The organism is Enterobacter sp. BNK-18 (genome assembly GCF_047456135.1).
Taxonomy (GTDB): domain Bacteria; phylum Pseudomonadota; class Gammaproteobacteria; order Enterobacterales; family Enterobacteriaceae; genus Enterobacter; species Enterobacter ludwigii.
This window is the reverse complement of the sequence record NZ_CP179899.1, coordinates 671,478-697,579: the sequence shown is the minus strand read 5'-3', so window position 1 is coordinate 697,579 and position 26,102 is coordinate 671,478. Positions and strand designations below refer to the sequence as shown.

Sequence of the window (26,102 nt, the reverse complement as noted above, 5' to 3'; positions counted from 1 at the left end):
CCTACTCCTGCCTGGACCCTGTGCACATCACTGTTCAGAGCCTGTACCCGTTAGTCATCACATCGCCTGGTTATGTATTAGACGCGATGCGGATTCGGGTTCTGTTGGTAAGAAGACCGTTGCCCGAAGGCAGTCACCGATATCACGTATGGCGTCTGTCCACGCCATGCGTAGATTTCACTGACCCGGTAAAAATGGCATTTACGTGCATGCCTATGCGGCATGCGGTTAACGCGGTTTTTTTCTTCCTTGAATGTTTTCGCAAAAGCGCAGGGGATTGTCAAAGCAAAACATCGATTTTTAGTACAACATGCCGGATATTCATTACGGCAGGGTATTATTCCTCATTTTATTGCCATACAAACGAGCGAATTTCGGCGCAAAGCGTGATGTTATAGCGCTTAATTCATCGTCGCTGGCTATTGCACATATCGATATCAAAATTGCTGCGCTCTTTTTTTACGGCAACAAATTCCCTACAATCCAGCCAAATGTCTGCCAACAACAATGGGGATCTCATGGGCACGGCCAAACACAGTAAGCTGCTAATTCTTGGTTCTGGACCTGCGGGATATACCGCGGCGGTCTATGCTGCACGCGCTAACCTGCAACCGGTTCTGATTACCGGCATGGAAAAAGGCGGTCAGCTGACCACCACCACGGAAGTGGAAAACTGGCCAGGCGACCCGAACGACCTGACCGGGCCGCTGCTGATGGAGCGTATGCACGAGCATGCGACGAAATTCGAAACCGAAATTCTGTTCGATCATATCAACAAGGTTGACCTGCAGAACCGTCCGTTCCGTCTGACGGGCGACAGCGGCGAGTACACCTGTGATGCGCTGATCATCGCGACCGGCGCTTCTGCCCGTTACCTCGGTCTGCCGTCTGAAGAAGCATTCAAAGGCCGTGGCGTCTCCGCCTGCGCAACCTGCGATGGTTTCTTCTATCGCAACCAGAAAGTGGCGGTTATCGGTGGCGGCAACACTGCCGTGGAAGAAGCCCTTTATCTGGCGAACATCGCCTCTGAAGTGCACCTGATCCACCGTCGTGACACCTTCCGCGCAGAGAAGATCCTGATCAAACGTCTGATGGATAAAGTGGCGAGTGGCAATATCGTGCTGCACACCAACCGTACCCTGGAAGAAGTCACGGGCGATCAGATGGGCGTTGCCGGTCTGCGTATTCGTGATACCCAGAACACCGATAACGTCGAAACGCTGGAAGTGGCGGGTCTGTTTGTGGCGATCGGTCACAGCCCGAACACCGCGATTTTCGAGGGGCAACTGGAGCTGGAAAACGGCTACATCAAAGTGCAGTCCGGTATTCACGGCAACGCGACCCAGACCAGCATTCCTGGCGTATTCGCTGCAGGAGATGTGATGGACCATATCTACCGTCAGGCGATCACCTCTGCTGGCACCGGCTGTATGGCCGCGCTGGACGCTGAACGCTACCTCGACGGGCTGGCGGAACAAGGTAAATAATCTTTACAAGTCAGTAACAAACGTAAATAAAGGCGGCGATAAGTCGCCTTTATTGTCTCTCCGTTGTAACATTGCGCTGCCCAACTTCTAATAACGTCACCTGCTAAGTACGCAATGGAAAAAACCCGTCAACAAGAGTTAACACGCTGGCTGAAACAGCAAAGCGTTCTTTCCCGCCGCTGGCTAACCATCTCCCGTTTTCTGGGGTTTGTCAGTGGTCTGTTGATTGTTGCCCAGGCATGGCTGCTGGCCCGCATTCTTAATCACATGATCATGGAGAACATTCCGCGCGAAGCGCTCCTGTTGCCCTTTATCGTCCTGATCCTGATTTTTGTTCTTCGTGCCTGGGTGGTCTGGCTGCGTGAGCGCGTGGGTTTTCACGCCGGACAGCATATCCGCTATGAGATCCGCCGTCAGGTGCTTGACCGCCTTCAGGAGGCCGGTCCGGCGTGGATCCAGGGTAAACCCGCGGGAAGCTGGGCGACGCTGATCCTTGAGCAGATTGACGATATGCATGACTACTATGCGCGCTATCTGCCACAGATGGCGCTAGCCGTCTTCGTTCCGTTGCTGATTGTCATCGCCATCTTCCCGGTCAACTGGATGGCGGCACTGATCCTGCTGGGCACAGCCCCGCTGATCCCGCTGTTTATGGCGCTGGTGGGCATGGGCGCCGCGGACGCTAACCGACGTAACTTTCTGGCTCTGGGTCGCTTAAGCGGCCATTTCCTTGACCGTCTGCGCGGCATGGAAACGTTGCGCATTTTTGGCCGCGGTGAAGCGGAAACTGAAAATATCCGCCTCGCATCGCAGGATTTCCGTCAGCGCACCATGGAAGTGTTACGTCTGGCGTTCCTCTCCTCCGGCGTACTCGAATTCTTTACCTCGCTGTCGATTGCGCTCGTGGCGGTCTACTTTGGCTTCTCGTATCTCGGCGCGCTGGATTTTGGCCACTACGGCACGGCGGTGACCCTTTCAGCCGGTTTCCTTGCGCTGATACTGGCACCCGAATTTTTCCAGCCGCTTCGCGATCTGGGCACCTTCTATCATGCAAAAGCGCAGGCCGTGGGCGCGGCTGACAGCCTGAAGACGTTTATGGAAACGCCACTGGCGCATCCGGAACGCGGTGACGTGACCCTGAACGCCAAAGAGCCGGTTACCCTTGAAGCGCGTGATTTCTCCATTCTGTCGCCTGAAGGCAACGTACTGGCAGGCCCGCTTAACTTTACCCTTCCGGCCGGAAAACGTGTGGTGCTCGTAGGCATCAGCGGTTCAGGGAAAAGCTCTCTGCTCAATGCGCTATCGGGTTTTATGGCCTACACCGGATCGCTGCGGATCAACCAAACTGAACTGCGCGATCTCGATCCGCTTGCCTGGCGTAAACAGCTTAGCTGGGTGGGACAAAACCCTCAGCTTCCTGCCGCCACGCTGCGAGACAATGTGCTGCTGGCTCGCCCGGATGCGCGTGACGATGAACTGCAATCCGTGCTCGACCGCGCCTGGGTCAGCGAGTTTCTGCCGCAGCTTCCGCAGGGTGTCGATACCGTTGTCGGTGACCAGTCTGCCGGCCTGTCAGTCGGTCAGGCCCAGCGTGTGGCGGTTGCCCGCGCGCTGCTTAACCCATGCCAGCTCATGCTGCTCGACGAGCCAGCAGCGAGCCTTGACGCACACAGTGAGCAACGCGTCATGGATGCCCTGAATGCAGCCTCACGGCAGCAGACCACCCTGATGGTCACCCATCAGCTGGAAGGTATTGCTGACTGGGATCAGATCTGGGTCATGGAAAATGGTCATATTGTTGAGCAAGGCGATTACGCCTCTCTCGTTGCCGCGCAGGGCCCGTTTGCCACCCTGCTGGCAAACCGTCAGGAGGATATCTGATGCGTGCTCTGCTTCCCTATCTTGCGCTCTATAAACGCCATAAATGGATGCTGCTGCTGGGCATTGTGCTGGCGATTGTTACCCTGCTTGCCAGCATCGGTCTGCTTACGCTCTCCGGCTGGTTCTTGTCCGCTTCGGCCGTCGCGGGGTTCGCGGGTTTATACAGCTTTAACTATATGCTTCCGGCGGCAGGCGTTCGCGGCACCGCAATCACGCGTACTGCCGGACGTTATTTTGAGCGTCTGGTCAGCCACGACGCCACTTTCCGCGTGCTACAGCACCTGCGCATTTATACCTTCAGCAAACTGTTACCCCTCTCCCCTGCCGGGCTGGCGCGTTTTCGTCAGGGTGAGTTACTCAACCGTGTCGTAGCCGATGTCGACACGCTGGATCACCTTTACCTGCGCGTGATCTCCCCCATCGTGGGGGCGTTTGTGGTGATTGTGGTGGTCACGCTGGGGTTGTCGGTTCTGGACGTTCCCGTTGCGCTCACGCTGGGTGGCATCATGCTGCTGACGCTGATTATCCTGCCACCGCTGTTTTATCGTGCAGGTAAATCCACCGGCGAGAACCTGACGCGACTGCGCGGTGACTACCGACAACAGCTGACATCCTGGCTGCAGGGACAGGCGGAACTGACCATTTTTGGTGCCAGCACGCATTATCGCAGTCAAATGGAAAGCACTGAGCTGAACTGGCACGAAGCCCAGCGCCGCCAGTCGGAGCTGACGGCATTCTCCCAGGCGCTGATGATGTTAATCGGCGGCGTGGCGGTCATCGCCATGCTGTGGATGGCTTCAGGTGGCGTAGGCGGGAATACCCAGCCCGGCCCCCTGATTGCCCTCTTCGTTTTCTGCGCCCTGGCCGCGTTTGAAGCGCTGGCCCCGGTGACGGGCGCCTTCCAGCATCTTGGACAGGTCATCGCTTCTGCCCTGCGCATCACCCAGATTGCCGAGCAGGAGCCGGAGGTTACGTTCAGCGGCGCTCAGACCGCCGTGCCGGAGCAGGTTGCGCTGACCCTGGATAACGTCACCTTTGCCTATGAAAAACAAGCGCAGAACGCGCTGGAAGGGATCATGCTGTCTGTTAAAGCAGGCCAACGGATTGCGCTCCTCGGTCGTACCGGTTGCGGTAAATCCACCCTTCTTCAGTTGCTGACCCGCGCCTGGGATCCGCAGCACGGTCAGATTCGGTTTAACGATACGCCGCTGACCGACTTCAGCGAACAGACGCTGCGCAAGACCGTGAGCGTGGTTCCGCAGCGCGTGCACCTCTTCAGCGCGACGCTGCGTGATAACCTGCTGCTCGCGGCACCTCAGGCCTCCGACGATGATCTGCGCGCCATGCTGGAGCAGGTTGGGCTGCAAAAACTGCTTGAGAACGACGGGCTGAACGGCTGGCTCGGGGAAGGCGGTCGTCAGCTCTCCGGCGGCGAGTTGCGCCGTCTGGCGATTGCACGCGCGTTGTTGCACGATGCGCCACTGATGCTGCTTGATGAACCCACCGAAGGGCTGGACGCAACAACCGAGAGCCAAATCCTTGATTTACTGGCCCATGTTATGACCGGAAAAACCGTGCTGATGGTCACCCACCGCCTGCGCGGGCTGGCGAGTTTTGATCAGATAATTGTGATGGACAACGGACATATTATTGAGCAAGGTAGTCACACAGAACTGTTGGCGAAACAGGGTCGCTACTACCAGTTTAAACAGCGTCTGTAGACTATATTTGTACCGATCCTAACTCGCGTATTGGAGTTCTGCTGTCATGCGCCTGGTCCAGCTTTCTCGTCATAACATCGCGTTCCCTTCGCCGGAGGGAGCGCTGCGTGAACCTAATGGGCTGCTGGCCCTTGGCGGCGACCTCAGTCCTGCGCGACTTTTGATGGCTTACCAGCGCGGCATTTTCCCGTGGTTTTCACCCGGCGACCCGATTTTATGGTGGTCGCCCGATCCCCGTGCCGTGCTGTGGCCGGCGCAGTTTCACCTGAGCCGCAGCATGAAGCGTTTCCATGCGAAATCACCCTACCGCGTCACCCTGAATCATGCCTTCGGTCAGGTCATTGAAGGCTGTGCCGAAGACCGTCATGAAGGAACCTGGATCACCCGCGATATCATTACCGCCTATCACCAGCTGCATGAGCTGGGTTTCGCGCACTCCATTGAAGTCTGGCAAGACGGTGAACTCGTCGGCGGGATGTATGGCGTTGCGCAGGGGACGCTGTTTTGCGGCGAATCGATGTTCTCCCGTGCCGTGAATGCCTCGAAAACCGCGCTGCTGATCTTCTGCCAGGAGTTTGCCCAGCGCGGTGGAAAACTGATGGATTGCCAGGTCCTCAATGAGCATACGGCCTCCCTCGGTGCGGTTGAAATCCCCCGCCGCCACTACATAGAACATCTGGACGTTTGCCGTCAGGAGAAGCTGCCGCGAGACTTCTGGGTACCAAGAACGCTCTTTATGCCCAATGCCTAAATGTTTTCCGCATATTTTTTGTGAGGGTGTTATAATTATGCCGCAGAGTAGGTTCTGCCTGTTGCCTCGCCGCCGTTTGGGTCCTCCGCTTCAGATAACGTCCTGACGTTTATCCTGTTGTATCCCCTTTACGAATGCGCTTTCCGTTCGGTTGTACCGTGACGCTTGGGCAATGCGCCGAAACTATTTTGCTGCGTTTTAAACGCGCAATTCTTTACTTAATTGATGAATTTCGGCATTATCTTGCCGGTTCAAAACTTGGTAGTGATACCCCAGAGGATTAGATGGCCAAAGAAGACAATATTGAAATGCAGGGTACCGTACTTGATACGTTGCCTAACACCATGTTTCGCGTAGAGCTGGAAAACGGTCACGTGGTAACTGCGCACATCTCCGGTAAAATGCGCAAAAACTATATCCGCATTTTAACGGGCGACAAAGTGACTGTTGAACTGACCCCGTACGACCTGAGCAAAGGCCGCATTGTCTTCCGTAGTCGCTAATTGTTTTCGCCTGTAATGGCAGATGAATATATAAAGGTCGGGTTAACCCCGGCCTTTTTTATTTAACGGCTTAATGCCGGGCAGGAAGATGTATTGTCATGCGGGGCTGCGCCGGCGTGATTAAATCCCCGGCCATGGAATGCGCCACCTCATGCAGCAATCCCGTCAGGTGCGGCAGCATATCCCGATCAAAATGGGACACCAGCAGCACGTGGTTTACTGCCCGGCAGTAGTCACACTTTGTTTCGGTATCTTCCAGTAGCCACGCTTTTTGTCGCGGTGGTTCAGCGTCCTCCTCAAATTCCACTATCTGAAAATCACGCATTGATTCTGTGAGTCCGGTTTTGACTTCTTCCAGATACGCGCCTAAACAGCGGCACACGGGCTGCGTTTGCGGGTGGGCGTTGCAGTCCAGCAGAATTTCGGTGAGCAGTATGCAGCGCCCGGCCAGGGTCGGGAGATCGGGGTTGAGGGAGAGTTCGGTGTAGAGCAGTGAAAAATTGTTATGTTCCATTTGTTTATGACTCCGTGTGAAATGATGAGATCTCCACCCGAACGCCAACTCAGGTGGCAGACTGAACCGGTTTGGCGTACCGACCCACACGGGAAAATCGGCGCTTCAATAGAAGCCCCGGTTCAGCCCACCATAATTGAGTCTGCGGATTATATCGCTAGCTTTCAAAAGTGTGAACGAACCTGATGATAATTGACGCATCAACATCATTTCTCGTGTGTAATCAGGACGCCAATCCCGGCACCTGATTTTGCAGGTGCGCCGCCATTTTAGTACTGTGGATTTATCCAGCAACTGACTTCGAAAGAAACTGGAAAGCGCCTCGCAAAATTCCTCTGCGGTCTGTTGCCCTCACCCCAACCCTCTCCCACAAGGAGAGGGAGAAAACACTAAAAACGACAACACTGTTGTCGTTTTGCTTTTACCTTGGCATGCATAAAAAAACCGGGCATTCGCCCGGTTTTTAACATTAACGTTCAACTCACTCAGTGAGCCGCTTCCGGCTTGTGCTTCTGCGCACTCTGGAAATCGTACGTCAGCTCATTCTTCTCCTGGTCCAGCGCGACCGTCACCTGACCGCCGTCCACCAGCAAGCCAAACAGCAGCTCGTTCGCCAGCGGTTTCTTCAGGTTGTCCTGAATCACACGCGCCATTGGACGGGCCCCCATCGCACGGTCGTAGCCTTTCTCAGCCAGCCAGTTGCGGGCCTCCTGGCTCACTTCCAGCGACACGCCTTTCTGATCCAGCTGAACCTGCAGCTCGACGATGAACTTATCCACTACCTGATGGATAACCTCGGTAGAGAGGTGATCGAACCAGATGATGTTGTCCAGACGGTTACGGAACTCCGGCGTAAAGATCTTCTTGATCTCTTCCATCGCATCGGTGCTGTTATCCTGATGGATAAGGCCGATAGATTTACGCTCCGTTTCACGTACACCGGCGTTGGTGGTCATTACCAGCACTACGTTGCGGAAGTCCGCCTTGCGCCCGTTGTTATCGGTCAGCGTCCCGTTGTCCATCACCTGCAGCAGGATATTGAACACGTCCGGGTGCGCTTTCTCGATTTCATCAAGCAGCAGTACCGCGTGCGGATGCTTGATCACCGCGTCAGTTAACAGACCGCCCTGGTCAAAGCCCACATAGCCCGGAGGCGCACCAATCAAACGGCTGACGGTGTGCCGCTCCATGTACTCGGACATATCAAAACGCAGCAGCTCAATGCCCAGCGCTTTGGAGAGCTGAACCGTGACCTCGGTTTTCCCCACACCGGTCGGACCGGCGAACAGGAAGGAACCGACAGGCTTATGTTCATGCCCCAGTCCGGCACGGGCCATCTTGATGGCTTCGGTTAACGCCTCAATGGCTTTATCCTGCCCAAAGACCAGCATTTTCAGGCGATTGCCAAGGGTGCGCAGCGTGTCACGGTCGCTCTGAGAAACGCTCTTCTCAGGGATACGCGCGATACGGGCCACCACGGTCTCGATATCCGCCACGTTAACGGTTTTCTTACGCTTGCTGGCCGGCATCAGACGCGCACGCGCCCCTGCCTCATCAATCACGTCAATGGCCTTATCCGGCAGATGACGATCGTTGATGTATTTCACCGCCAGCTCCACCGCCGCACGCACCGCTTTAGCGGTATAACGCACATCGTGGTGCGCTTCGTACTTCGGTTTCAGACCGTTGATGATCTGCACGGTTTCTTCAACAGAGGGTTCAGTCACATCGATTTTCTGGAAACGACGCGCCAGGGCACGATCTTTCTCAAAGATGTTGCTGAACTCCTGATACGTTGTGGAACCAATCACGCGGATCTTACCGCTGGAGAGCAGCGGTTTGATCAGGTTAGCAGCATCCACCTGGCCACCCGAGGCCGCACCGGCACCGATGATGGTGTGGATCTCATCGATAAACAGAATGCTGTTGGTGTCCTGCTCGAGCTGTTTCAAAAGCGCCTTAAAGCGTTTTTCAAAATCGCCGCGGTATTTAGTGCCCGCCAGCAGCGAGCCAATATCCAGCGAGTAGATGGTGCAATCGGCAATCACTTCCGGTACGTCGCCCTGCACAATACGCCAGGCGAGACCCTCGGCAATCGCGGTTTTACCGACGCCAGATTCACCCACCAGCAGCGGGTTGTTCTTGCGGCGACGGCACAATACCTGGATCGCGCGCTCCAGCTCTTTATCGCGACCAATCAGCGGGTCGATACCGCCAACGCGAGCAAGCTGGTTGAGATTGGTGGTGAAGTTTTCCATACGATCCTCCCCGCCTGCTTGCTCTTCATTGTTATTGACCTGATTGCTGGAATCCGATGCCTGGTTCGGCTCGTCTTTACGCGTTCCGTGAGAGATAAAGTTAACCACGTCGAGTCGGCTGACTTCGTGTTTGCGCAGCAGGTAGGCAGCCTGTGACTCCTGCTCGCTGAAGATGGCGACCAGCACATTTGCGCCCGTCACTTCGCTACGTCCGGAAGACTGGACGTGGAATACCGCACGCTGCAACACGCGCTGGAAGCTGAGCGTCGGCTGCGTGTCGCGCTCTTCTTCACTGGCTGGCAGCACCGGTGTGGTTTGTTCGATGAAGGCTTCGAGTTCCTGACGTAGCGCCACCAGATCCACGGAGCAGGCTTCCAGCGCTTCGCGGGCAGATGGGTTGCTAAGCAGTGCGAGCAGTAAATGCTCGACGGTCATAAACTCATGTCGGTGCTCACGCGCTCTGGCGAAAGCCATATTTAAACTGAGTTCCAGTTCTTGATTGAGCATAGGCACCTCCCCCAAATTTTATGCCTTATCAGGCCTTTTCCAGCGTACACAGCAACGGATGCTCATTCTCCCTCGCATAATCGTTCACCATCGCGACTTTGGTCTCCGCCACTTCGGCGGTAAAGATGCCGCAGATAGCTTTGCCACGATAATGAACGGTAAGCATCAGTTGCGTTGCACGTTCTACATCATAAGAAAAGAACTTTTGTAGCACGTCAATAACAAATTCCATCGGCGTGTAATCATCGTTCATTAACATAACTTTATACATAGATGGCGGTTTTAGCGCGTCACGCACTTTATCTTCCGCCAGCTGGTCAAAATCCAGCCAGTCGTTGGTCTTACCCATTTTGCATAACCACTTTGAATCTACCTCAGATGTTAGATAACAATCATCTATTACTGTCATCCGCGATGTCTGTCACAAACTGTTGCAATAGCGTTAACTGCTTCAAACTTTGGTTGATTATTGTCCCATCTCAAGCGCCAAACGCTTGACGACTTCTTTCGTTTCTCTAAATTGTACAAGCGTGAGATGGCGAGGTTTTGAACAGCCCCCACTCCACCACCGGTTCATTCCATCTTAACTTATAAGATTTACGAAGGATGTCGAAGCATGGAAATGGGTACTGTTAAGTGGTTCAACAACGCCAAAGGGTTTGGCTTCATCTGCCCCGAAGGCGGCGGCGAGGATATCTTCGCTCACTATTCCACCATTCAGATGGATGGTTACAGAACGCTAAAAGCCGGGCAGTCCGTCCGGTTCGATGTACACCAGGGACCAAAAGGCAATCATGCAAGCCTGATCGTACCCATTGAAGCAGAAACGGTCGCATAGCTCTCTGTTTTATTGTGTACATCCCGCCGTCAAAATGCCAGCCCGATCGGCTGGCATTTTTATTTTCAGCCTATTCGCGAGCCAACGCATCCACAGGATCCAGACGCGCCGCATTGCGGGCAGGCAGCCAGCCAAACAAAATGCCGGTAAAAGTCGAACACAAAAATGCGGTAAGAATGGCCACCGGCGAGAAACCAATCTCCCAGCCGGGTAAAAAAAGCTGCAGAGCAAACGCGATCATCATCGACAGCGCAATGCCCATCGCGCCGCCCACCAGACACACCAGCACCGCTTCAATCAAAAATTGCTGCAGCACATCGCTGGCTCTGGCACCGACTGCCATGCGGATGCCAATCTCCCGGGTACGTTCCGTGACCGATACCAGCATGATATTCATCACCCCGATACCGCCAACCACCAGCGAGATCACCGCCACCAGCGTCAGGAACAGCTGAAGAGTACGTGTGGTCTTTTCCGCCGTTTTCAAGAGACCGTCCATATTCCAGGTGAAGAAATCTTTCTTCCCGTGACGCAACGTCAGCAGCCGTTCCAGCTGTTGCTCGGCCTGCGCGCTGTCGTAGCCCTCCTTCACGCGAACGGTGATGGAGTTCAGCCAGGACTGCCCCATAATCCGCCCGGAGATGGTGGTATAGGGCAGCCAGACGCGCAGGATCTTGCTGCTGCCAAACATCGACTGTTTCTCTTCCGCCACGCCAATCACCGTCGCAGGCATGTTTCCGACCAGGATAACCTCGCCCACCACGTTGGTTTTATTGGGGAAGAGCTGCCGGCGCGAGTTGGCATCAAGCACCACCACCTGCGCCCGGCCCGCTAACTGCTCGGCGTTGAAGGTGGCACCTTCGCTGAAGGTCATGCCATAGACGTTAAAGTAATCGCCGCTGACGCCGTTGGCGCTGGCAGCAACGTCAACATTGCCTACCCGCAGACGGAGGTTTTGTGAGACCGCCGGCGTGGCCGAATTCACCCACGGCTGCTTCTGGATAGCCGCCAGATCGTCATACTTCAGCGCCTGCTGATACTGCGGCTCGTCATCGCCAAAATCTTTGCCGGGATAGACATCAATGGTGTTGGTCCCGATGGCCCGAATATCCGCCAGCACCAGCTGTTTGGCCGCGTCGCCCACGACCACAATCGACACCACCGAGGCGATACCAATGATGATGCCCAGCATGGTCAACAGGGTGCGCATTTTATTGGCGGCCATCGCCAGCCAGGCCATGGTCAGCGCCTCACGAAACCCGCTGGAAAATTGTCCCCAGCCGGTTGACGCCGGCAGGACTTCTTTCGGCGCCGCCGCCCGGGCGTGTCGCGCCGGCGGGTTGCTGACCAGCTCTCCGTCGCGGATCTCAATGATGCGCTCGGCCTGTGCAGCCACCTGCGGATCGTGGGTAACGATGATGACCGTATGCCCCTGATCGCGAAGCTGGTGAAGGATCGCCATCACCTCTTCACCCGAATGGCTGTCGAGCGCCCCGGTCGGTTCATCTGCGAGGATCACCTGACCGCCGTTCATCAGCGCGCGTGCGATACTGACACGCTGCTGCTGGCCGCCGGAGAGCTGCGAGGGCTGGTACTCCACCCGCTCCGCCAGCCCCAGACGCGTCAGCAGCATCTGGGCGCGCTCAAGGCGTTTTTTCCGCTCGACGCCGGCATAGACCGCCGGCACTTCGACGTTCTGCGCCGCCGTCAGGTGAGAGAGCAGATGGTAACGCTGGAAGATAAAACCGAAATGTTCCCGCCGCAGTTTTGCCAGCGCGTCACCGTCCAGCGTGGAAACATCCATACCGGCCACCCGATAGGTGCCGCTGGTGGGTCTGTCCAGACAGCCGAGAATATTCATCAGCGTCGATTTACCGGAGCCGGACGCACCGACAATCGCCACCATCTCGCCCGCTTCGACGCGCAGGGTGATCCCCTTCAGCACCTCAACCGGGCCATCACCCGACGGATAGCTGCGACGAATGTCATTCAGCTCAAGCAACGCCGTCATTTAGCGGCTCCGGGCAGGCTTTCGCTGGTGACAACCTCCTCACCCTCTTCCAGCCCTTTGACCACCACCACGTCGGTGTCATTACGTGCACCAATGACCACTTCTCGCTCACGCGTTTCGCCGTTGCGCAGCACTTTCACTTTATAGCGGCTCTCGCCGGTGGATTCACCCAGCGCAGAGAGAGGAATGGTGAGCACATTTTTCACGCCGGTAAGCTGAATGTGCACCTGTGCGGTCATATCCAGACGCAACACGCCCTGCGGGTTAGGTACCTCGAAGCGCGCATAGTAGAAGATGGCATCGTTCACTTTTTCCGGCGTCGGCAGAATGTCTTTTAGCGCGCCTTCATAGCGCGTCTGAGGATCGCCGAGGACGGTAAACCAGGCTTTCTGCCCCGGTTTCAGATGAATAACATCCGCCTCTGAGACCTGGGCTTTCACCAGCATGGTGCTCATGTCCGCCAGGGTCAGAATGTTGGGCGCCTGCTGCGCCGCAATCACCGTTTGCCCCTGCAGCGTGGTAATTTGAGTCACTTCCCCGGCCATGGGCGCCACAATCTGCGTATAGTCGAGGTTGGTTTTGGCCGTGTCCAGCGAGGCCTGGTTGCGCTTGATCTGCGCATCGATAGTCCCGATCTGCGCCTGCTTAACCGCCAGCTCGGTGGCAGCAGTGTCTAAATCTTGTTTCGAGATGGCCTGCGTTTTGGCCAGCGCCTGCTGACGCGTTAACGTCACCTGGGCCAGGTTACGCTCAGCCTGCGCCTGTGCACGCTGGGCACGCAGTTCCATGAGCGTGGCTTCCACCTCACGGATCTGGTTTTGCGCCTGCTCAGGATCGATAACGCCCAGCAGCTGGCCTTTTTTCACCTTGTCGCCAATCTCAACCGAGAGCGTTTTCAACTGACCGCTTACCTGTGCACCCACGTCAACCTTGCGCAGGGCATCCAGTTTTCCCGTCGCCAGCACGTTTTGCTGCAGCTCGCCCGGACGGACAATCAGTGTTTGATACTGTGGTACAGGGGCATTCAGGATCTGCCATAGCCAGAACCCTCCCCCGATAACAATTACCGCCAGCAGCAGAAACCACGTTCTGCGTTTTCCCTTGAGGTTCATAAATATTCCAAATAAATGTTCTGGCAATTATAAACGTTGATTCTATCTAAACGACTCCTCAACGAAACCCCCGCGCACCGAAATCGCCTCAATTTGTTGATGAGTTATTGAAATTTCGCCTGCTGAAATAGAGCCCTTCCTTCAGAAGCAGGATCTAACATGTCTTCCATCGTCGATACACTTATTTCTCATCAGCCCCAGCCTAAATCCGGCTGGCAGCTCTTCAATAATCTGGCCTTCGGTAAGATCACTCCGGGGCTGGCATGGCAAAACCCCGCTTATCGACGTAAGTTCATGCTCCGTTCGCTGATGACACCGTTCAGCACCACGCGTCTGCTGTCAGAGCTGGCAAAGCAGCCGCGCCTGATGCAAATGTTGCAGGTGCAGCCGGGGCTGCCGTGCCGCCTGCACCGCCCGTGGTTAACGGTGGACATGGATCGCCGACAGGCGCTGGAATCGCTGACCTGGCACTACCAGACCATGACGCGCCAGCTTCCGGCAACGCTGGTCAAGGGTTACCTTTCACCGCAGGGGGCAACCCTGCTGACCCTGACCGGAAAAGACGAACAGCAGTTTACTGTGCGCCTGTGCGCCGACGCCTTCATGGATAAAGAGGGTGAAGCCACCCTCGTCTTTTGTAACCATCAGAATACCGTGCTGGCGGAAATGACCTTCACGCTGTGCCCGTTTGAAGGAAAAACAACGCTGTTCATCGGCGGCCTGCAGGGGGCAAAAGCACACGTTCCACATGAACTGATCCAGGGGGCGACAAAAGCATGTCACGGCCTGTTCCCGAAACGCCTGCTGGTTGAAACGGCAATGACGCTTGGCGCAGCTTTCCCGGTTGAGCATATTGTCGCGGTGAGTAACGCCACGCATATCTACCGCAGCTGGCGTTATCGCAAGAAAAAAGAGGGAAAACTGCTGGCCGATTATGACAGCTTCTGGCTCTCCCTCGGCGGACAAAAACAGGATAACGGCCACTTCATGCTACCGCTCGCCATGCCCCGTAAGCCGATGGAAGAGATTGCGAGCAAAAAGCGCGCTGAGTACCGCCGCCGCTATGCGCTACTGGACAGCCTGACGCAACACGTCACGCAGGCGACCCGCGCTTAATCCGCTTTCCCGCGTGCCAGCCACAGCACGCGGGAGAACATCTTGCGCAGCAGCGTCGGCACGGACTCCACGCCACGTCTCCCCGCTTCCGTCGCCACCTCAATCGCTAAATCAGGTTTTGAAGAGCGGTGGATGGCTTTGGCAATCACGCGCCGCATGTTCATTGGCACATCCACCGGCACCATCGCAATCCGGTGGAACACGTCGTCGAACCCCTGACGGTACATAAAGTGCTCCATGTCCATGGCCGGCAGCATGGTTAGGTGGTCGCGCTCTTCTTCGCGCTCATTATTCAGCAGGCCACGCACGGTCGCGGCATATTTTTTTCCCGCTTCGTCACCATCCACCAGCACATGCCATTCAATGCCCATCCGTCGGGCGAATTTGATCAGCGGCTTGATCCCCGACTGGGCAAATTCGATGACCTTGATACCTTCGGCATCAAAATGGTGTCCGCACTGACGCGCCAGTTCGTTGATAACCCAGGTTTCCGTTTCTCCCTCAACCAGCAGCCAGCAGCGGGCGAACAGCGACGACGCACGATTAAAGCGGATGTGGAACGAGATACGGCGCCCCTCTTCCGCGTTCATCCCGCCCGGCCCGAGGCGATAGGCGGTGACGCGGGAAGACTCACGTACCAGACGGCAGACGTGTTCAACCGGGGTCAGCGACAATAGCTCGCCGGAATTGGTGGTGGTTACGCGCTGCAGCGGCAGCAGATTCAACAGGTGCCACGCCACCGAGAGCATGATCGGGTGCAGGCGCGTTTCCGGGTCTTCCACCAGCAGCAGCGGGCGGGCGTCACGGTCGAGACGAACGGTGCCCTTGGCCTGTAAGAGCGTCGAAAACAGCCCCAGCAAAATCACCCGATGGGTACGGCCACCGGGCCTGTCGATCATCCGGTTAATGATATCGAGGTAACGCCAGCTGCGTTGTTCATCGTGAGAGCGGCGGCGCATCAGACGATGGCGCGACTCCGACGTCCCCTGCTCGGAAAAATAGTGTTCCAGCAGTTGTACCATTGCCGACAACCCCTGGCGGATTTGACCATCGGTCAGATTTTGCGGACGCGCCACCAGCTCTCGCGCCAGGAAATCCAGCTCGCGGGCGGTCACTTCCACTTCCGGCATATTCGGCACGGTGCCGTTGCGGATCCGCCGCATAAAACGCGCATCACGCAGGCGCAACACCGGCATCAGGCGAATCAGGTGGCGAGCCAGGTCGTCGATGTCATCCAGCGGAATAGGGTTGGCTTTCTCATCGAGGAAATCACGCAGGGTTAATACGCCCTCGTTTTCTGCCATCTCACCTTCCAGCCGGTAGAAAATCCGGTGGAAACCGTCGTCGCACGGGACCCAGCAGGGTGATAACGGCCGGAAGCGACGCACGCGGTGACGCCCCGGCTCGGATTCGCGGAACGTCAGAATAATGTGCAGGTGTTTTTCGCGGCCATTCACATCGCCGGGAGGAAACCAGAAATCATCATGGGCAAAGTGATACAGATCGTCTTCGGGCGAAAGCAGCAGCGTCAGCGCATCCAGCAGGCTGGACTTACCCCACGCGTTCTCACCGATCAGGACGTTGTTCTGCTCAAGCTGCAGCGACAGGCGGTTAATACCGCGGAACCCAACAATTTCCACACGTTCGAGAAGCATAAATCCCCCGCGAGATGATCACTTTTTCCTTTAAGTTATCAGCAGTATAGCGGCAGGAACTTTGTCACGACAGCACAACCTTCGTGCTGTAGAGAATTGGTCTATGCTCTATTTACCGTCGATTTGAACAAGGAATGACATCACGTTGCCATAAATCAAATTAACCGAATTAATTTTAGTGGCGAAGGGATGTTTTTGTTTTTAAAATAATGGCTCTTTGAGTCGTCATCCCTTTTTTGACGATATCCCGCACGCAGGAACGCGTGTGAAGTTTATTATTGAGGTGGTTATGTTTAGAAAATTAGCAGCAGAATGCTTTGGTACATTCTGGCTGGTGTTTGGTGGCTGCGGTAGCGCCGTTCTGGCAGCAGCATTTCCGGAATTAGGTATTGGTTTTGTCGGCGTTGCGCTGGCATTCGGTTTAACCGTATTAACCATGGCGTTCGCCGTGGGTCATATTTCCGGTGGTCATTTTAACCCGGCGGTGACATTAGGTTTATGGGCGGGCGGTCGTTTCCCTGCTAAAGAAGTCATTGGTTATATTGTGGCCCAGGTTGTTGGCGGGATTATTGCTGCAGCGGTTCTGTACGTTATTGCCAGCGGTAAAGCCGGCTTTGACGCCGCCGCAAGCGGCTTCGCCTCAAACGGTTTCGGCGAACACTCCCCTGGCGGTTACTCCATGCTCTCTGCCATCGTGATTGAAATTGTGCTGACCGCAGGCTTCCTGCTGGTGATCCACGGCGCAACCGACAAACACGCCCCGGCGGGCTTCGCTCCTATTGCCATTGGTCTGGCGCTGACGCTTATCCACCTGATCTCTATTCCGGTCACCAACACCTCCGTAAACCCGGCGCGCAGTACTGCCGTCGCTATTTTCCAGGGCGGCTGGGCGCTTGAGCAGCTGTGGCTGTTCTGGGTAATGCCAATCATCGGCGGTATTCTGGGCGGCGTGCTGTATCGCACCCTGCTGGAAAAACGCGATTAATTGCGTGTGCAGTCGGGTAGCACTTACGCTTACCCGACCTGCATGACAACACTCAGGCCGGGTCAGGCGTTGCTGCCACCCGGCTTTTTTGTTGCTCCTTTACCTGACAACGTTTATTGGGTAGTGTCTCTGGCGCTTAACAGATACTCACAAGGACCCGTTGTTCATGTTTTCAGGACTCCTCATCATTCTGCTGCCTCTGATTGTGGGCTACCTTATCCCGCTGCATCGCGAATCCGCGTTACGGCTTATCAACCGTTTTCTGAGCTGGATTGTCTACGTCATTCTTTTCTTTATGGGGATAAGCCTGGCGTTTCTGGATAATCTGGCCACCAATCTGCTGGCGATCCTGCATTATTCTGTCGTCACCTGCGCCGTTATTTTGCTGTGCAATATTGCCGCACTTTTCTGGCTTGAGCGCACTATTCCGTGGAAAAATCACCACCATCAGGAAAAACTGCCGTCACGAATTGCAATGGCGCTGGAATCTTTAAAATTATGCGGCGTCGTGGTGCTGGGTTTTGTTCTTGGGCTGAGCGGATGGAATTTTTTACAGCACGCGACGGAAGCCAGTGAATATACCCTCATTTTCCTGCTGTTCCTTATCGGTATTCAGCTACGAAATAATGGCATGACGTTGAAACAGATTGTCCTTAATCGCCGTGGAATGATCGTCGCGGTTATCGTTGTCATTAGCTCACTGGTGGCGGGCGTGATTAACGCTTTTATTCTCGGCCTGCCGTTAAAAACCGGTCTGGCAATGGCCTCCGGATTTGGCTGGTATTCCCTTTCCGGTATTCTGCTGACCGAATCGTTCGGTCCGGTCATCGGGAGCGCCGCCTTCTTTAACGACCTGGCGCGGGAATTAATTGCCATTATGCTGATCCCGGGCCTGGTGCGCCGCAGTCGCTCGACCGCACTGGGGCTGTGTGGCGCCACGTCGATGGACTTTACCCTGCCGGTTCTGCAGCGTTCAGGTGGGCTGGAGATGGTGCCTGCCGCCATCGTACACGGCTTTATTTTGAGCCTGCTGGTTCCCGTTCTGATGGCGTTTTTCTCCGCCTGATACTCCTCTGGCGGTAGGCTTTCTGCCGCCAAAATTGCGCTAAATCAATCTCCCTCTATTTTGTAGAAGAAAGCCCTTTTCACCGTTCAGTCACAGGCATAACCTCAAACATGTATATCAAATATAACTTTAACAGGTGTGATTATGTTTTGTGTGCAATGTGAACAAACCATCCGTACCCCGGCAGGCAATGGCTGCTCTTATGCGCAAGGTATGTGCGGCAAAACCGCAGAAACATCAGACCTGCAGGATCTGCTGATTGCCGCCCTGCAAGGCCTTTCCGCATGGGCATTCAAGGCCCGCGAATATGGCATTATTGACCACTATGTAGACAGTTTCGCCCCCCGCGCCTTTTTCTCCACGCTGACTAACGTTAACTTTGATTCCCCGCGCATCGTCGGCTATGCCCGCGAAGCGATTGCGTTGCGTGAAGCGCTCAAAGCGCAGTGCCTGAGCGCCGATGCCAACGCACGGGTAGAAAACCCAATGGCAGACCTGCAGCTGGTGAGCGATGACCTGGGCGAGCTGCAGCGTCAGGCAGCAGAATTCACCCCCAACAAAGATAAAGCGGCGATTGGCGAGAACATTCTCGGCCTGCGTCTGCTCTGCCTGTACGGCCTGAAAGGGGCCGCGGCCTATATGGAACACGCACACGTTCTGGGCCAGTACGATAACGCTATCTATGCTCAGTACCACAAAATCATGGCGTGGCTGGGTACCTGGCCTGCCGAGATGAATCCGCTGCTCGAATGTTCAATGGAAATCGGCCAGATGAACTTCAACGTGATGCGTATTCTGGATGCCGGTGAAACCCGCACCTACGGCCACCCGACGCCGACGCAGGTTAACGTTAAAGCGACCGAAGGCAAGTGCATCCTGATCTCCGGCCATGACCTGAAAGACCTCTATAACCTGCTGAAGCAGACCGAAGGCACGGGCGTTAACGTCTATACCCACGGCGAAATGCTGCCCGCACACGGCTACCCGGAACTGCGTAAATTTAAACACCTGGTCGGGAACTACGGCAGCGGCTGGCAGAACCAGCAGGTTGAGTTCGCCCGTTTCCCGGGCCCCATCGTCATGACCTCTAACTGCATCATCGACCCCACCGTTGGCGCGTATGACGACCGCATCTGGACCCGCAGCATCGTTGGCTGGCCGGGTGTGAGCCACCTGGAAGGGGATGATTTCGGCCCGGTCATTGCCCAGGCGCAGCAGATGGGTGGCTTCCCGTACAGCGAAATCGAACATCTGATCACCGTCGGCTTTGGTCGCGAAACCCTGCTCGGGGCCGCGGATTCACTGATTGACCTCGTGAGCCGTGAAAAACTGCGCCATATCTTCCTGATTGGCGGCTGTGACGGCGCGCGCGGTGAGCGTAACTACTTCACCGATTTCGCCACCAGCGTACCGGAAGATTGCCTGATCCTGACGCTGGCGTGTGGTAAATACCGTTTCAACAAGCTGGACTTCGGCAACATTGAAGGTTTGCCACGTCTGGTCGATGCGGGTCAGTGTAACGACGCCTACTCTGCCATCATTCTGGCCGTCACGCTGGCGGAAAAACTGGGCTGCGGCGTCAACGATCTGCCGCTGTCGCTGGTGCTCTCCTGGTTTGAACAGAAAGCGATTGTCATCCTGCTGACCCTGCTCTCTCTCGGCGTGACCAACATTGTGACCGGCCCAACCGCACCCGGCTTCCTGACACCGGATCTGCTGGCCGTGCTGAACGAGAAGTTTGGTCTGCGTTCCGTGACCACCGTAGAAGAAGATATGCAGCAGCTGCTGAGCGCGTAAGGAGTTATTCATGACCATGCCAACCTCACAATGTCCGTGGCGGATGCAGGTTCATCACATCCATCAGGAGACGCCGGATGTGTGGACGCTGTCCCTGCTGTGCCATGACTACTATCCGTACCGTGCAGGTCAATATGCGCTGGTCAGTGTCCGCAACTCAGCGGACACGCTGCGCGCCTACACGATCTCCTCAACCCCGGGCGTGAGCGAGTACATCACGCTCACTATCCGCCGTATCGATGATGGCGCAGGCTCGCAGTGGCTGACCCGGGACGTGAAGCGCGGGGATTACCTCTGGCTGTCCGACGCACACGGGGATTTCACCTGTGACGATAAAGCGGAAGATAAATTCCTGCTGCTGGCCGCCGGGTGCGGCGTCACGCCGATCATGTCAATGCGTCGCTGGCTGGCGAAAAACCGTCCGCAGGCAGATGTTCAGGTGATCTTCAGCGTGCGCTCGCCGGAAGATGTGATCTTTGCCGAAGAGTGGCGTAACTATCCGGTGACGCTGGTGGCGGAACATAACGCAACCCACGGTTTTGTCGCCGGGCGTCTGAGCCGTGAACTGCTGCAAAGCGTCCCGGACCTCGCGGATCGTACCGTGATGACCTGTGGGCCGGCGCCGTATATGGATATCGTTGAGCAGGACGTGAAAGCGCTGGGCGTGACCCGCTTCTTCAAAGAGCAGTTCTTCACCCCGGTGGCGGAAGCGGCAACCAGCGGAATTACGTTCACCAGGCTGCAGCCTGCTCAGACCTTCTTTGGCCGGGTCGGCACCACGCTACTGGACGCGCTGGAAAGCAACAACGTGCCGGTGGTGGCAGCATGCCGTGCTGGTGTATGTGGCTGCTGCAAGACCAAAGTGGTCTCCGGTGAGTACACCGTGACGAGCACAATGACCCTGACCGAGGCAGAAATCGCCGACGGATACGTGCTGGCGTGCTCGTGTCATCCACAGGGCGATCTTGTGCTGGCGTAATCAGCCAACGCGCGAATGACGGGGGTAAGCGCTCGCGTTTACCCCCGGTTAGTACGCCTACCGCCAGACCGGCGCTTTCCCCAACGCAAAACGCCCAGCGCCTAAGCATGCTACCGCCAGCGCACCGATAAAGAAGTACACCAGGCTCTCAATCGCCCAGGCACCTACCGCGTCCAGCGCAAAGGTTTCCCCCGTCCCGACCATCAGCCACGCCACAATCATGGTAAACGCCAGCACCAGCGCCGCCGGGCGCGTAAAAAGCCCCACGATAATCAGGACAGGCGCCACCACTTCGCCAATGAGCACGCCGTAGGCGATAAACCCCGGTAAGCCTTTTTCCACCAGCATGCCGCTGATGAACCCCACGCCACCCAATAACTTGTGTAAACCGTGAAAAAGCATCAGCCCACCGACGGCAAGTCGTAACAAGAGTTTGCCGGCGTCGTCACATGATAGCTTTTCATTAACAGCAATTAACAATGATTTAACCATTTGAAATGATTCCTGTTTTCATCTGTGTGATGACCAGATTATGCCGAATCATTGCGGGTGAAAAGCACCTTTTAATAAGGGGGAAAGCGCGGCAATACAGTGACTTTCTTCTAAGCTTGTAAGCGATATCACTTAAAGGAGATGGACACCCATGAAACAAACCGTGGCTGCATACATAGCAAAAACCCTCGAGCAGGCAGGCGTAAAGCGCATCTGGGGCGTAACCGGCGACTCCCTGAACGGGCTGAGCGATAGCCTCAATAAAATGAAGACCATTGAATGGATGCCAACCCGTCATGAAGAGGTTGCCGCCTTCGCGGCTGGTGCGGAAGCGCAGGTGACGGGTGAACTGGCCGTCTGCGCCGGATCGTGCGGACCGGGCAACCTTCACTTGATCAACGGCCTGTTTGACTGCCACCGCAATCACGTACCGGTCCTGGCGATTGCCGCTCACATCCCTTCTTCCGAAATCGGCAGCGGCTATTTTCAGGAGACGCATCCTCAGGAGCTGTTCCGTGAATGCAGCCACTATTGCGAATTAGTTTCCTCACCAGAACAGATCCCTCAGGTTCTGGCCATTGCAATGCGCAAAGCCGTGCTTAACCGCGGTGTTTCGGTGGTCGTTATTCCCGGTGACGTGGCGCTGAAGGCCGCGCCTGAAGGTGCCAGCTCGCACTGGTATCACGCCCCACAGCCTGTCATCACGCCGGCTGAAGAAGAGCTCAAAAAGCTCGCGCAGCTGCTGCGTTACTCCAGCAATATCGCCCTGATGTGCGGCAGTGGCTGTGCAGGCGCGCACAAAGAGCTGGTGGAATTTGCCGGCAAGTTAAAATCCCCGATTGTTCACGCCCTGCGCGGCAAAGAGCACGTCGAATATGACAATCCGTATGACGTGGGCATGACCGGACTGATCGGTTTTTCCAGCGGTTTCCACACCATGATGAATGCCGACACGCTGATCCTGCTCGGCACCCAGTTCCCTTACCGCGCGTTTTACCCGACGGATGCCAAAATCATTCAGATTGATATTAACCCGGGCAGTATTGGTGCCCACAGCAAAGTCGATATGGCGCTGGTAGGAGACATCAAATCCACCCTCGCCGCCCTGCTGCCGCTGGTGGAAGAAAAAACCGACCGGAAGTTCCTCGACAAAGCCCTCAGTGATTACCGCGATGCACGCAAAGGACTGGACGATCTTGCCAAACCGAGCGACAAAGCCATTCATCCCCAGTATCTGGCGCAGCAAATTAGCCATTTCGCGGACGACGACGCCATCTTTACCTGCGACGTGGGCACCCCGACCGTCTGGGCGGCACGCTATCTGAAGATGAACGGCAAACGCCGTCTGCTGGGGTCGTTCAACCACGGTTCGATGGCCAACGCCATGCCGCAGGCGCTGGGGGCCAAGGCCACCGCACCAGAGCGTCAGGTGGTGGCGATGTGCGGCGACGGCGGGTTCAGCATGCTGATGGGCGATTTCCTGTCGGTTGTGCAGATGAAGCTCCCGCTGAAAATCGTGGTCTTTAACAACAGCGTGCTGGGCTTTGTGGCGATGGAGATGAAGGCAGGTGGCTATCTGACGGACGGCACCGAGCTACACGACACCAACTTCGCGCGCATCGCTGAAGCCTGCGGCATCACGGGTATTCGCGTAGAGAAAGCCTCAGAAGTCGATGAAGCCCTGCAGCGCGCCTTCTCCATCGACGGTCCGGTACTGGTGGATGTGGTGGTGGCGAAAGAAGAGCTGGCGATCCCACCGCAGATTAAACTCGAGCAGGCCAAAGGATTCAGCCTCTATATGCTGCGCGCCATCATCAGCGGACGCGGTGATGAGGTAATCGAACTGGCAAAAACCAACTGGCTCAGGTAAAACATTTCACATAACCTCTTAAATTAAAGGGATGTGAAATGATTGATTTACGCAGTGATACCGTTACCCGTCCGGGTCGCGCCATGCTCGAAGAGATGATGGCCGCCCCGGTAGGGGACGACGTCTACGGTGACGATCCGACGGTGAATGCGCTGCAGCGTTATGCCGCCGAGCTAAGCGGTAAAGAGGCCGCCCTGTTTCTGCCATCCGGCACCCAGGCCAACCTGGTGGCGTTGCTCAGCCACTGCGAACGCGGTGAAGAGTATATTGCCGGTCAGGGCGCGCACAATTACTTGTACGAAGCAGGCGGTGCGGCGGTACTGGGCAGCATTCAGCCTCAGCCGATTGATGCCGCCCCGGACGGCACCCTGCCGCTCGACAAGGTCGCGGCGAAAATCAAAGTCGATGATGTGCATTTCGCCCGCACCAGGCTGCTCAGTCTGGAAAACACCCACAACGGCAAAGTGCTGCCGCGCGAGTACCTGAAAGCAGCGTGGGAATTCACCCGCGAGCGCAAACTCGGGCTGCACGTGGACGGCGCGCGCATCTTTAACGCCGTGGTGGAGTATGGCTGCGAGCTGAAAGACATCACGCAGTATTGCGATTCGTTCACTATTTGCCTGTCTAAAGGGCTGGGGACGCCCGTTGGCTCGCTGCTGGTGGGCAATGCGGACTTCATTAAACGCGCGGTCCGCTGGCGTAAGATGACCGGCGGCGGGATGCGCCAGGCCGGTATTCTGGCAGCAGCCGGACTGTACGCCCTGAAAAACAACGTGGCCCGCCTGAAAGACGACCATGAAAACGCCGCGTGGATGGCCGTACAGCTACGCGAGATTGGTGCAGACGTTATGCGCCACGATACCAACATGCTGTTCATTCGCGTGGGCGAAGAGCACGCTGCCGCGCTGGGTGAGTTTATGAAAGCCCGTGGCGTGTTGATCAACGCCTCGCCGGTGGTACGCCTGGTTATGCACCTGGACGTTAATCGTCAGCAGCTGGCAGACGTGGTGAAACACTGGCAGGCGTTTTTACAGCGCTAAGGAGCAGAGCGTGCCGCAACGTATTCTGGTACTCGGTGCCAGTGGGTATATCGGTCAGCATCTCACCACTGCGTTAAGTCAGCAGGGACATCAGGTGCTGGCCGTGGCACGCAACACGGAGCGTCTGCAAAAACTGCACCTGCCCGGGGTGACCTTTCACAACGTCGATCTCAACTGGCCCACGACGCTGCCGGCGTTACTGGAAGGGGTCGACACGCTTTACTACCTTGTTCACAGCATGGGCGAAGGGGGCGATTTTATCGCCCATGAACGTCAGGTGGCGATGAACGTCCGCGACGCGCTGTTGCGCACACCGGTGAAGCAGGTGATTTTTTTAAGCTCGCTGCAGGCGCCTGCTAACGAGCAGTCCGATCATCTTCGCGCCCGTCAGCTCACGGCTGAAACCCTGCGCGGCGCCAATATTCCCGTCACCGAACTGCGGGCGGGGATCATCGTCGGGGCCGGCTCCGCCGCGTTCGAAGTGATGCGCGACATGGTGTACAACCTGCCGGTGCTTACCCCGCCGCGCTGGGTGCGATCGCGCACCACGCCGATTGCGCTGGAAAATTTACGCCATTATCTGGTGGCCCTGCTGGACCATCCGGCTGAGCAACACCGTGTGCTTGAGGCTGCCGGCCCGGAAGTGCTGAGCTACCAGCAACAGTTCGAACATTTTATGCGTGTCAGCGGCCGCCGACGCTGGCTGATCCCCATTCCCTTCCCTACCCGCTGGATCTCGGTGTGGTTTTTAAACGTCATTACGTCCGTGCCGCCGACGACCGCAAAAGCGCTGATCCAGGGGCTCAAACACGATCTGCTGGCCGACGATCGCGCGTTGCGTGCGCTGATCCCCCAGACGCTGATCCGTTTCGATGACGCGGTACGCAATACGCTCAAGGAAGAGGAACAGCTGATGAACTCCAGCGACTGGGGCTACGACGCCCAGGCGTTTGCCCGCTGGCGGCCTGAATACGGTTACTTTCCTAAACAGGCGGGCTGCACGGTGAACACCCCGGCCAGTCTGGCGGACCTGTGGGAAGTGGTGAATCAGATTGGCGGCAAAGAACGCTATTTCTTCGGCAATATCCTCTGGCAAACCCGTGGCGCACTGGATCTGCTGGTAGGACACAGGCTGGCGAAAGGCCGTCCTGCGCACCCGTATCTTGCGGTAGGCGATGCGGTTGACAGCTGGAAGGTGATCATCGTCGAGCCCGAAAAACAGCTGGCGCTGCTGTTTGGCATGAAAGCGCCCGGTCTGGGACGGTTGTGCTTTACGCTAAAAGACAAAGGCGACCATCGTGAACTGGACGTTCGTGCCTGGTGGCACCCGCACGGTATGCCGGGGCTTTTCTACTGGTTGTTAATGATCCCCGCTCACCTGTTTATCTTTCGCGGAATGGCGAAACGTATCGCGCAGCTGGCAGAACAAAAGACGAAAATAACTCAATAAAACTCTTATTCTTTCACCTTTCCCATTGCAACCCGCCGTAATTCACGAAAGAATGCGCACGAAATTCTT

Annotated in this window: 21 protein-coding genes; 14 read left to right on the top strand and 7 right to left on the bottom strand. The window is 56.3% G+C overall.

Going from position 1 to position 26,102, the window contains the following annotated elements; translation table 11 throughout:
• Positions 1 to 518: 518 nt before the first annotated feature.
• The 5 genes from trxB to infA all read left to right on the top strand — a co-directional run bounded on the left by trxB (position 519) and on the right by infA (position 6,343).
• Positions 519 to 1,487, top strand: a complete 969-nt coding sequence (gene trxB, locus ACMGG3_RS03350; protein WP_025204565.1) for a thioredoxin-disulfide reductase — start codon at positions 519 to 521, stop codon at positions 1,485 to 1,487.
• A gap of 114 nt (positions 1,488 to 1,601) precedes the next feature.
• The gene (gene cydD, locus ACMGG3_RS03345; RefSeq protein WP_020884832.1) at positions 1,602 to 3,368 is read left to right on the top strand and encodes a heme ABC transporter permease/ATP-binding protein CydD; all 1,767 of its coding nucleotides are present in this window, start codon (positions 1,602 to 1,604) and stop codon (positions 3,366 to 3,368) included.
• The gene (gene cydC / locus ACMGG3_RS03340; protein ID WP_414149576.1) at positions 3,368 to 5,089 is read left to right on the top strand and encodes a heme ABC transporter ATP-binding protein/permease CydC; all 1,722 of its coding nucleotides are present in this window, start codon (positions 3,368 to 3,370) and stop codon (positions 5,087 to 5,089) included. The genes cydD and cydC overlap by 1 nt, the downstream gene beginning before the upstream one ends.
• A 46-nt stretch (positions 5,090 to 5,135) precedes the next feature.
• On the top strand, positions 5,136 to 5,840 hold the full coding sequence (aat, locus tag ACMGG3_RS03335; RefSeq protein ID WP_014169362.1) for a leucyl/phenylalanyl-tRNA--protein transferase: 705 nt from the start codon (positions 5,136 to 5,138) through the stop codon (positions 5,838 to 5,840).
• Between the two features lie 284 nt (positions 5,841 to 6,124).
• Entirely contained in the window at positions 6,125 to 6,343 is a 219-nt protein-coding gene (infA, locus tag ACMGG3_RS03330) for a translation initiation factor IF-1 (RefSeq protein WP_002211347.1), read from the top strand.
• Positions 6,344 to 6,413: 70 nt separating this feature from the next.
• On the opposite strand, the gene ACMGG3_RS03325 is transcribed toward infA, so the two are convergent.
• From ACMGG3_RS03325 to clpS, 3 genes are all read right to left on the bottom strand, one after another.
• Complete coding sequence (locus ACMGG3_RS03325; protein WP_414149575.1) at positions 6,414 to 6,857, bottom strand: hypothetical protein; 444 nt, start codon at positions 6,855 to 6,857, stop codon at positions 6,414 to 6,416.
• Positions 6,858 to 7,342: 485 nt separating this feature from the next.
• Positions 7,343 to 9,622 (bottom strand): ATP-dependent Clp protease ATP-binding subunit ClpA, encoded by a 2,280-nt coding sequence (gene clpA, locus ACMGG3_RS03320; RefSeq protein ID WP_020884836.1) that lies wholly within the window; start codon positions 9,620 to 9,622, stop codon positions 7,343 to 7,345.
• Between the two features lie 28 nt (positions 9,623 to 9,650).
• Positions 9,651 to 9,971, bottom strand: coding sequence for an ATP-dependent Clp protease adapter ClpS (gene clpS, locus ACMGG3_RS03315; protein WP_006174393.1), 321 nt, complete (start codon positions 9,969 to 9,971; stop codon positions 9,651 to 9,653).
• Positions 9,972 to 10,238: 267 nt separating this feature from the next.
• On the opposite strand from clpS, the gene cspD reads away from it, so the two are divergent.
• The gene (cspD, locus tag ACMGG3_RS03310) at positions 10,239 to 10,460 is read left to right on the top strand and encodes a cold shock-like protein CspD (RefSeq protein ID WP_008499993.1); all 222 of its coding nucleotides are present in this window, start codon (positions 10,239 to 10,241) and stop codon (positions 10,458 to 10,460) included.
• A gap of 70 nt (positions 10,461 to 10,530) precedes the next feature.
• Here the strand turns inward: cspD and macB are convergent, their stop codons facing one another.
• On the bottom strand, positions 10,531 to 12,471 hold the full coding sequence (gene macB, locus ACMGG3_RS03305; protein ID WP_020884837.1) for a macrolide ABC transporter ATP-binding protein/permease MacB: 1,941 nt from the start codon (positions 12,469 to 12,471) through the stop codon (positions 10,531 to 10,533).
• Positions 12,468 to 13,583 carry a macrolide transporter subunit MacA gene (gene macA / locus ACMGG3_RS03300; protein ID WP_020884838.1) on the bottom strand — a complete coding sequence of 372 codons (1,116 nt, stop codon included), beginning with the start codon at positions 13,581 to 13,583 and terminating at the stop codon, positions 12,468 to 12,470. Before macA ends, macB begins: the two co-directional genes overlap by 4 nt.
• Before the next feature lie 159 nt (positions 13,584 to 13,742).
• On the opposite strand from macA, the gene ACMGG3_RS03295 reads away from it, so the two are divergent.
• Positions 13,743 to 14,699 carry a VirK/YbjX family protein gene (locus ACMGG3_RS03295; RefSeq protein WP_138013679.1) on the top strand — a complete coding sequence of 319 codons (957 nt, stop codon included), beginning with the start codon at positions 13,743 to 13,745 and terminating at the stop codon, positions 14,697 to 14,699.
• Here ACMGG3_RS03295 and ACMGG3_RS03290 read toward each other — a convergent pair.
• On the bottom strand, positions 14,696 to 16,354 hold the full coding sequence (locus ACMGG3_RS03290; protein WP_014169354.1) for an ATP-dependent endonuclease: 1,659 nt from the start codon (positions 16,352 to 16,354) through the stop codon (positions 14,696 to 14,698). The genes ACMGG3_RS03295 and ACMGG3_RS03290 overlap by 4 nt on opposite strands.
• A gap of 289 nt (positions 16,355 to 16,643) precedes the next feature.
• Here ACMGG3_RS03290 and aqpZ point away from each other — a divergent pair, with 289 nt between their 5' ends.
• The 4 genes from aqpZ (at position 16,644) to hcr (ending at position 21,181) form a co-directional block, all read left to right on the top strand.
• The gene (gene aqpZ / locus ACMGG3_RS03285; RefSeq protein ID WP_025204573.1) at positions 16,644 to 17,339 is read left to right on the top strand and encodes an aquaporin Z; all 696 of its coding nucleotides are present in this window, start codon (positions 16,644 to 16,646) and stop codon (positions 17,337 to 17,339) included.
• A 166-nt stretch (positions 17,340 to 17,505) separates the two neighbouring features.
• Entirely contained in the window at positions 17,506 to 18,405 is a 900-nt protein-coding gene (locus tag ACMGG3_RS03280; protein ID WP_020884841.1) for a lysine exporter LysO family protein, read from the top strand.
• Positions 18,406 to 18,549: 144 nt separating this feature from the next.
• Positions 18,550 to 20,202 (top strand): hydroxylamine reductase, encoded by a 1,653-nt coding sequence (gene hcp, locus ACMGG3_RS03275; RefSeq protein WP_032677785.1) that lies wholly within the window; start codon positions 18,550 to 18,552, stop codon positions 20,200 to 20,202.
• A gap of 10 nt (positions 20,203 to 20,212) precedes the next feature.
• Positions 20,213 to 21,181, top strand: a complete 969-nt coding sequence (gene hcr / locus ACMGG3_RS03270) for an NADH oxidoreductase (protein WP_014169350.1) — start codon at positions 20,213 to 20,215, stop codon at positions 21,179 to 21,181.
• Positions 21,182 to 21,238: 57 nt separating this feature from the next.
• On the opposite strand, the gene ACMGG3_RS03265 is transcribed toward hcr, so the two are convergent.
• Positions 21,239 to 21,673, bottom strand: a complete 435-nt coding sequence (locus ACMGG3_RS03265; protein ID WP_032677784.1) for a DoxX family protein — start codon at positions 21,671 to 21,673, stop codon at positions 21,239 to 21,241.
• A gap of 151 nt (positions 21,674 to 21,824) precedes the next feature.
• Here ACMGG3_RS03265 and poxB point away from each other — a divergent pair, with 151 nt between their 5' ends.
• From poxB to ACMGG3_RS03250, 3 genes are read left to right on the top strand one after another with little or no spacing between them, the layout of a single operon-like run.
• Positions 21,825 to 23,543, top strand: coding sequence for a ubiquinone-dependent pyruvate dehydrogenase (gene poxB / locus ACMGG3_RS03260; RefSeq protein WP_014169348.1), 1,719 nt, complete (start codon positions 21,825 to 21,827; stop codon positions 23,541 to 23,543).
• A gap of 38 nt (positions 23,544 to 23,581) precedes the next feature.
• Positions 23,582 to 24,583: a low-specificity L-threonine aldolase gene (gene ltaE, locus ACMGG3_RS03255; protein ID WP_414149574.1), complete on the top strand. Its 1,002-nt coding sequence runs from the start codon at positions 23,582 to 23,584 to the stop codon at positions 24,581 to 24,583.
• A 10-nt stretch (positions 24,584 to 24,593) separates the two neighbouring features.
• The gene (locus ACMGG3_RS03250) at positions 24,594 to 26,033 is read left to right on the top strand and encodes a DUF2867 domain-containing protein (protein WP_414149573.1); all 1,440 of its coding nucleotides are present in this window, start codon (positions 24,594 to 24,596) and stop codon (positions 26,031 to 26,033) included.
• Positions 26,034 to 26,102 lie beyond the last annotated feature (69 nt).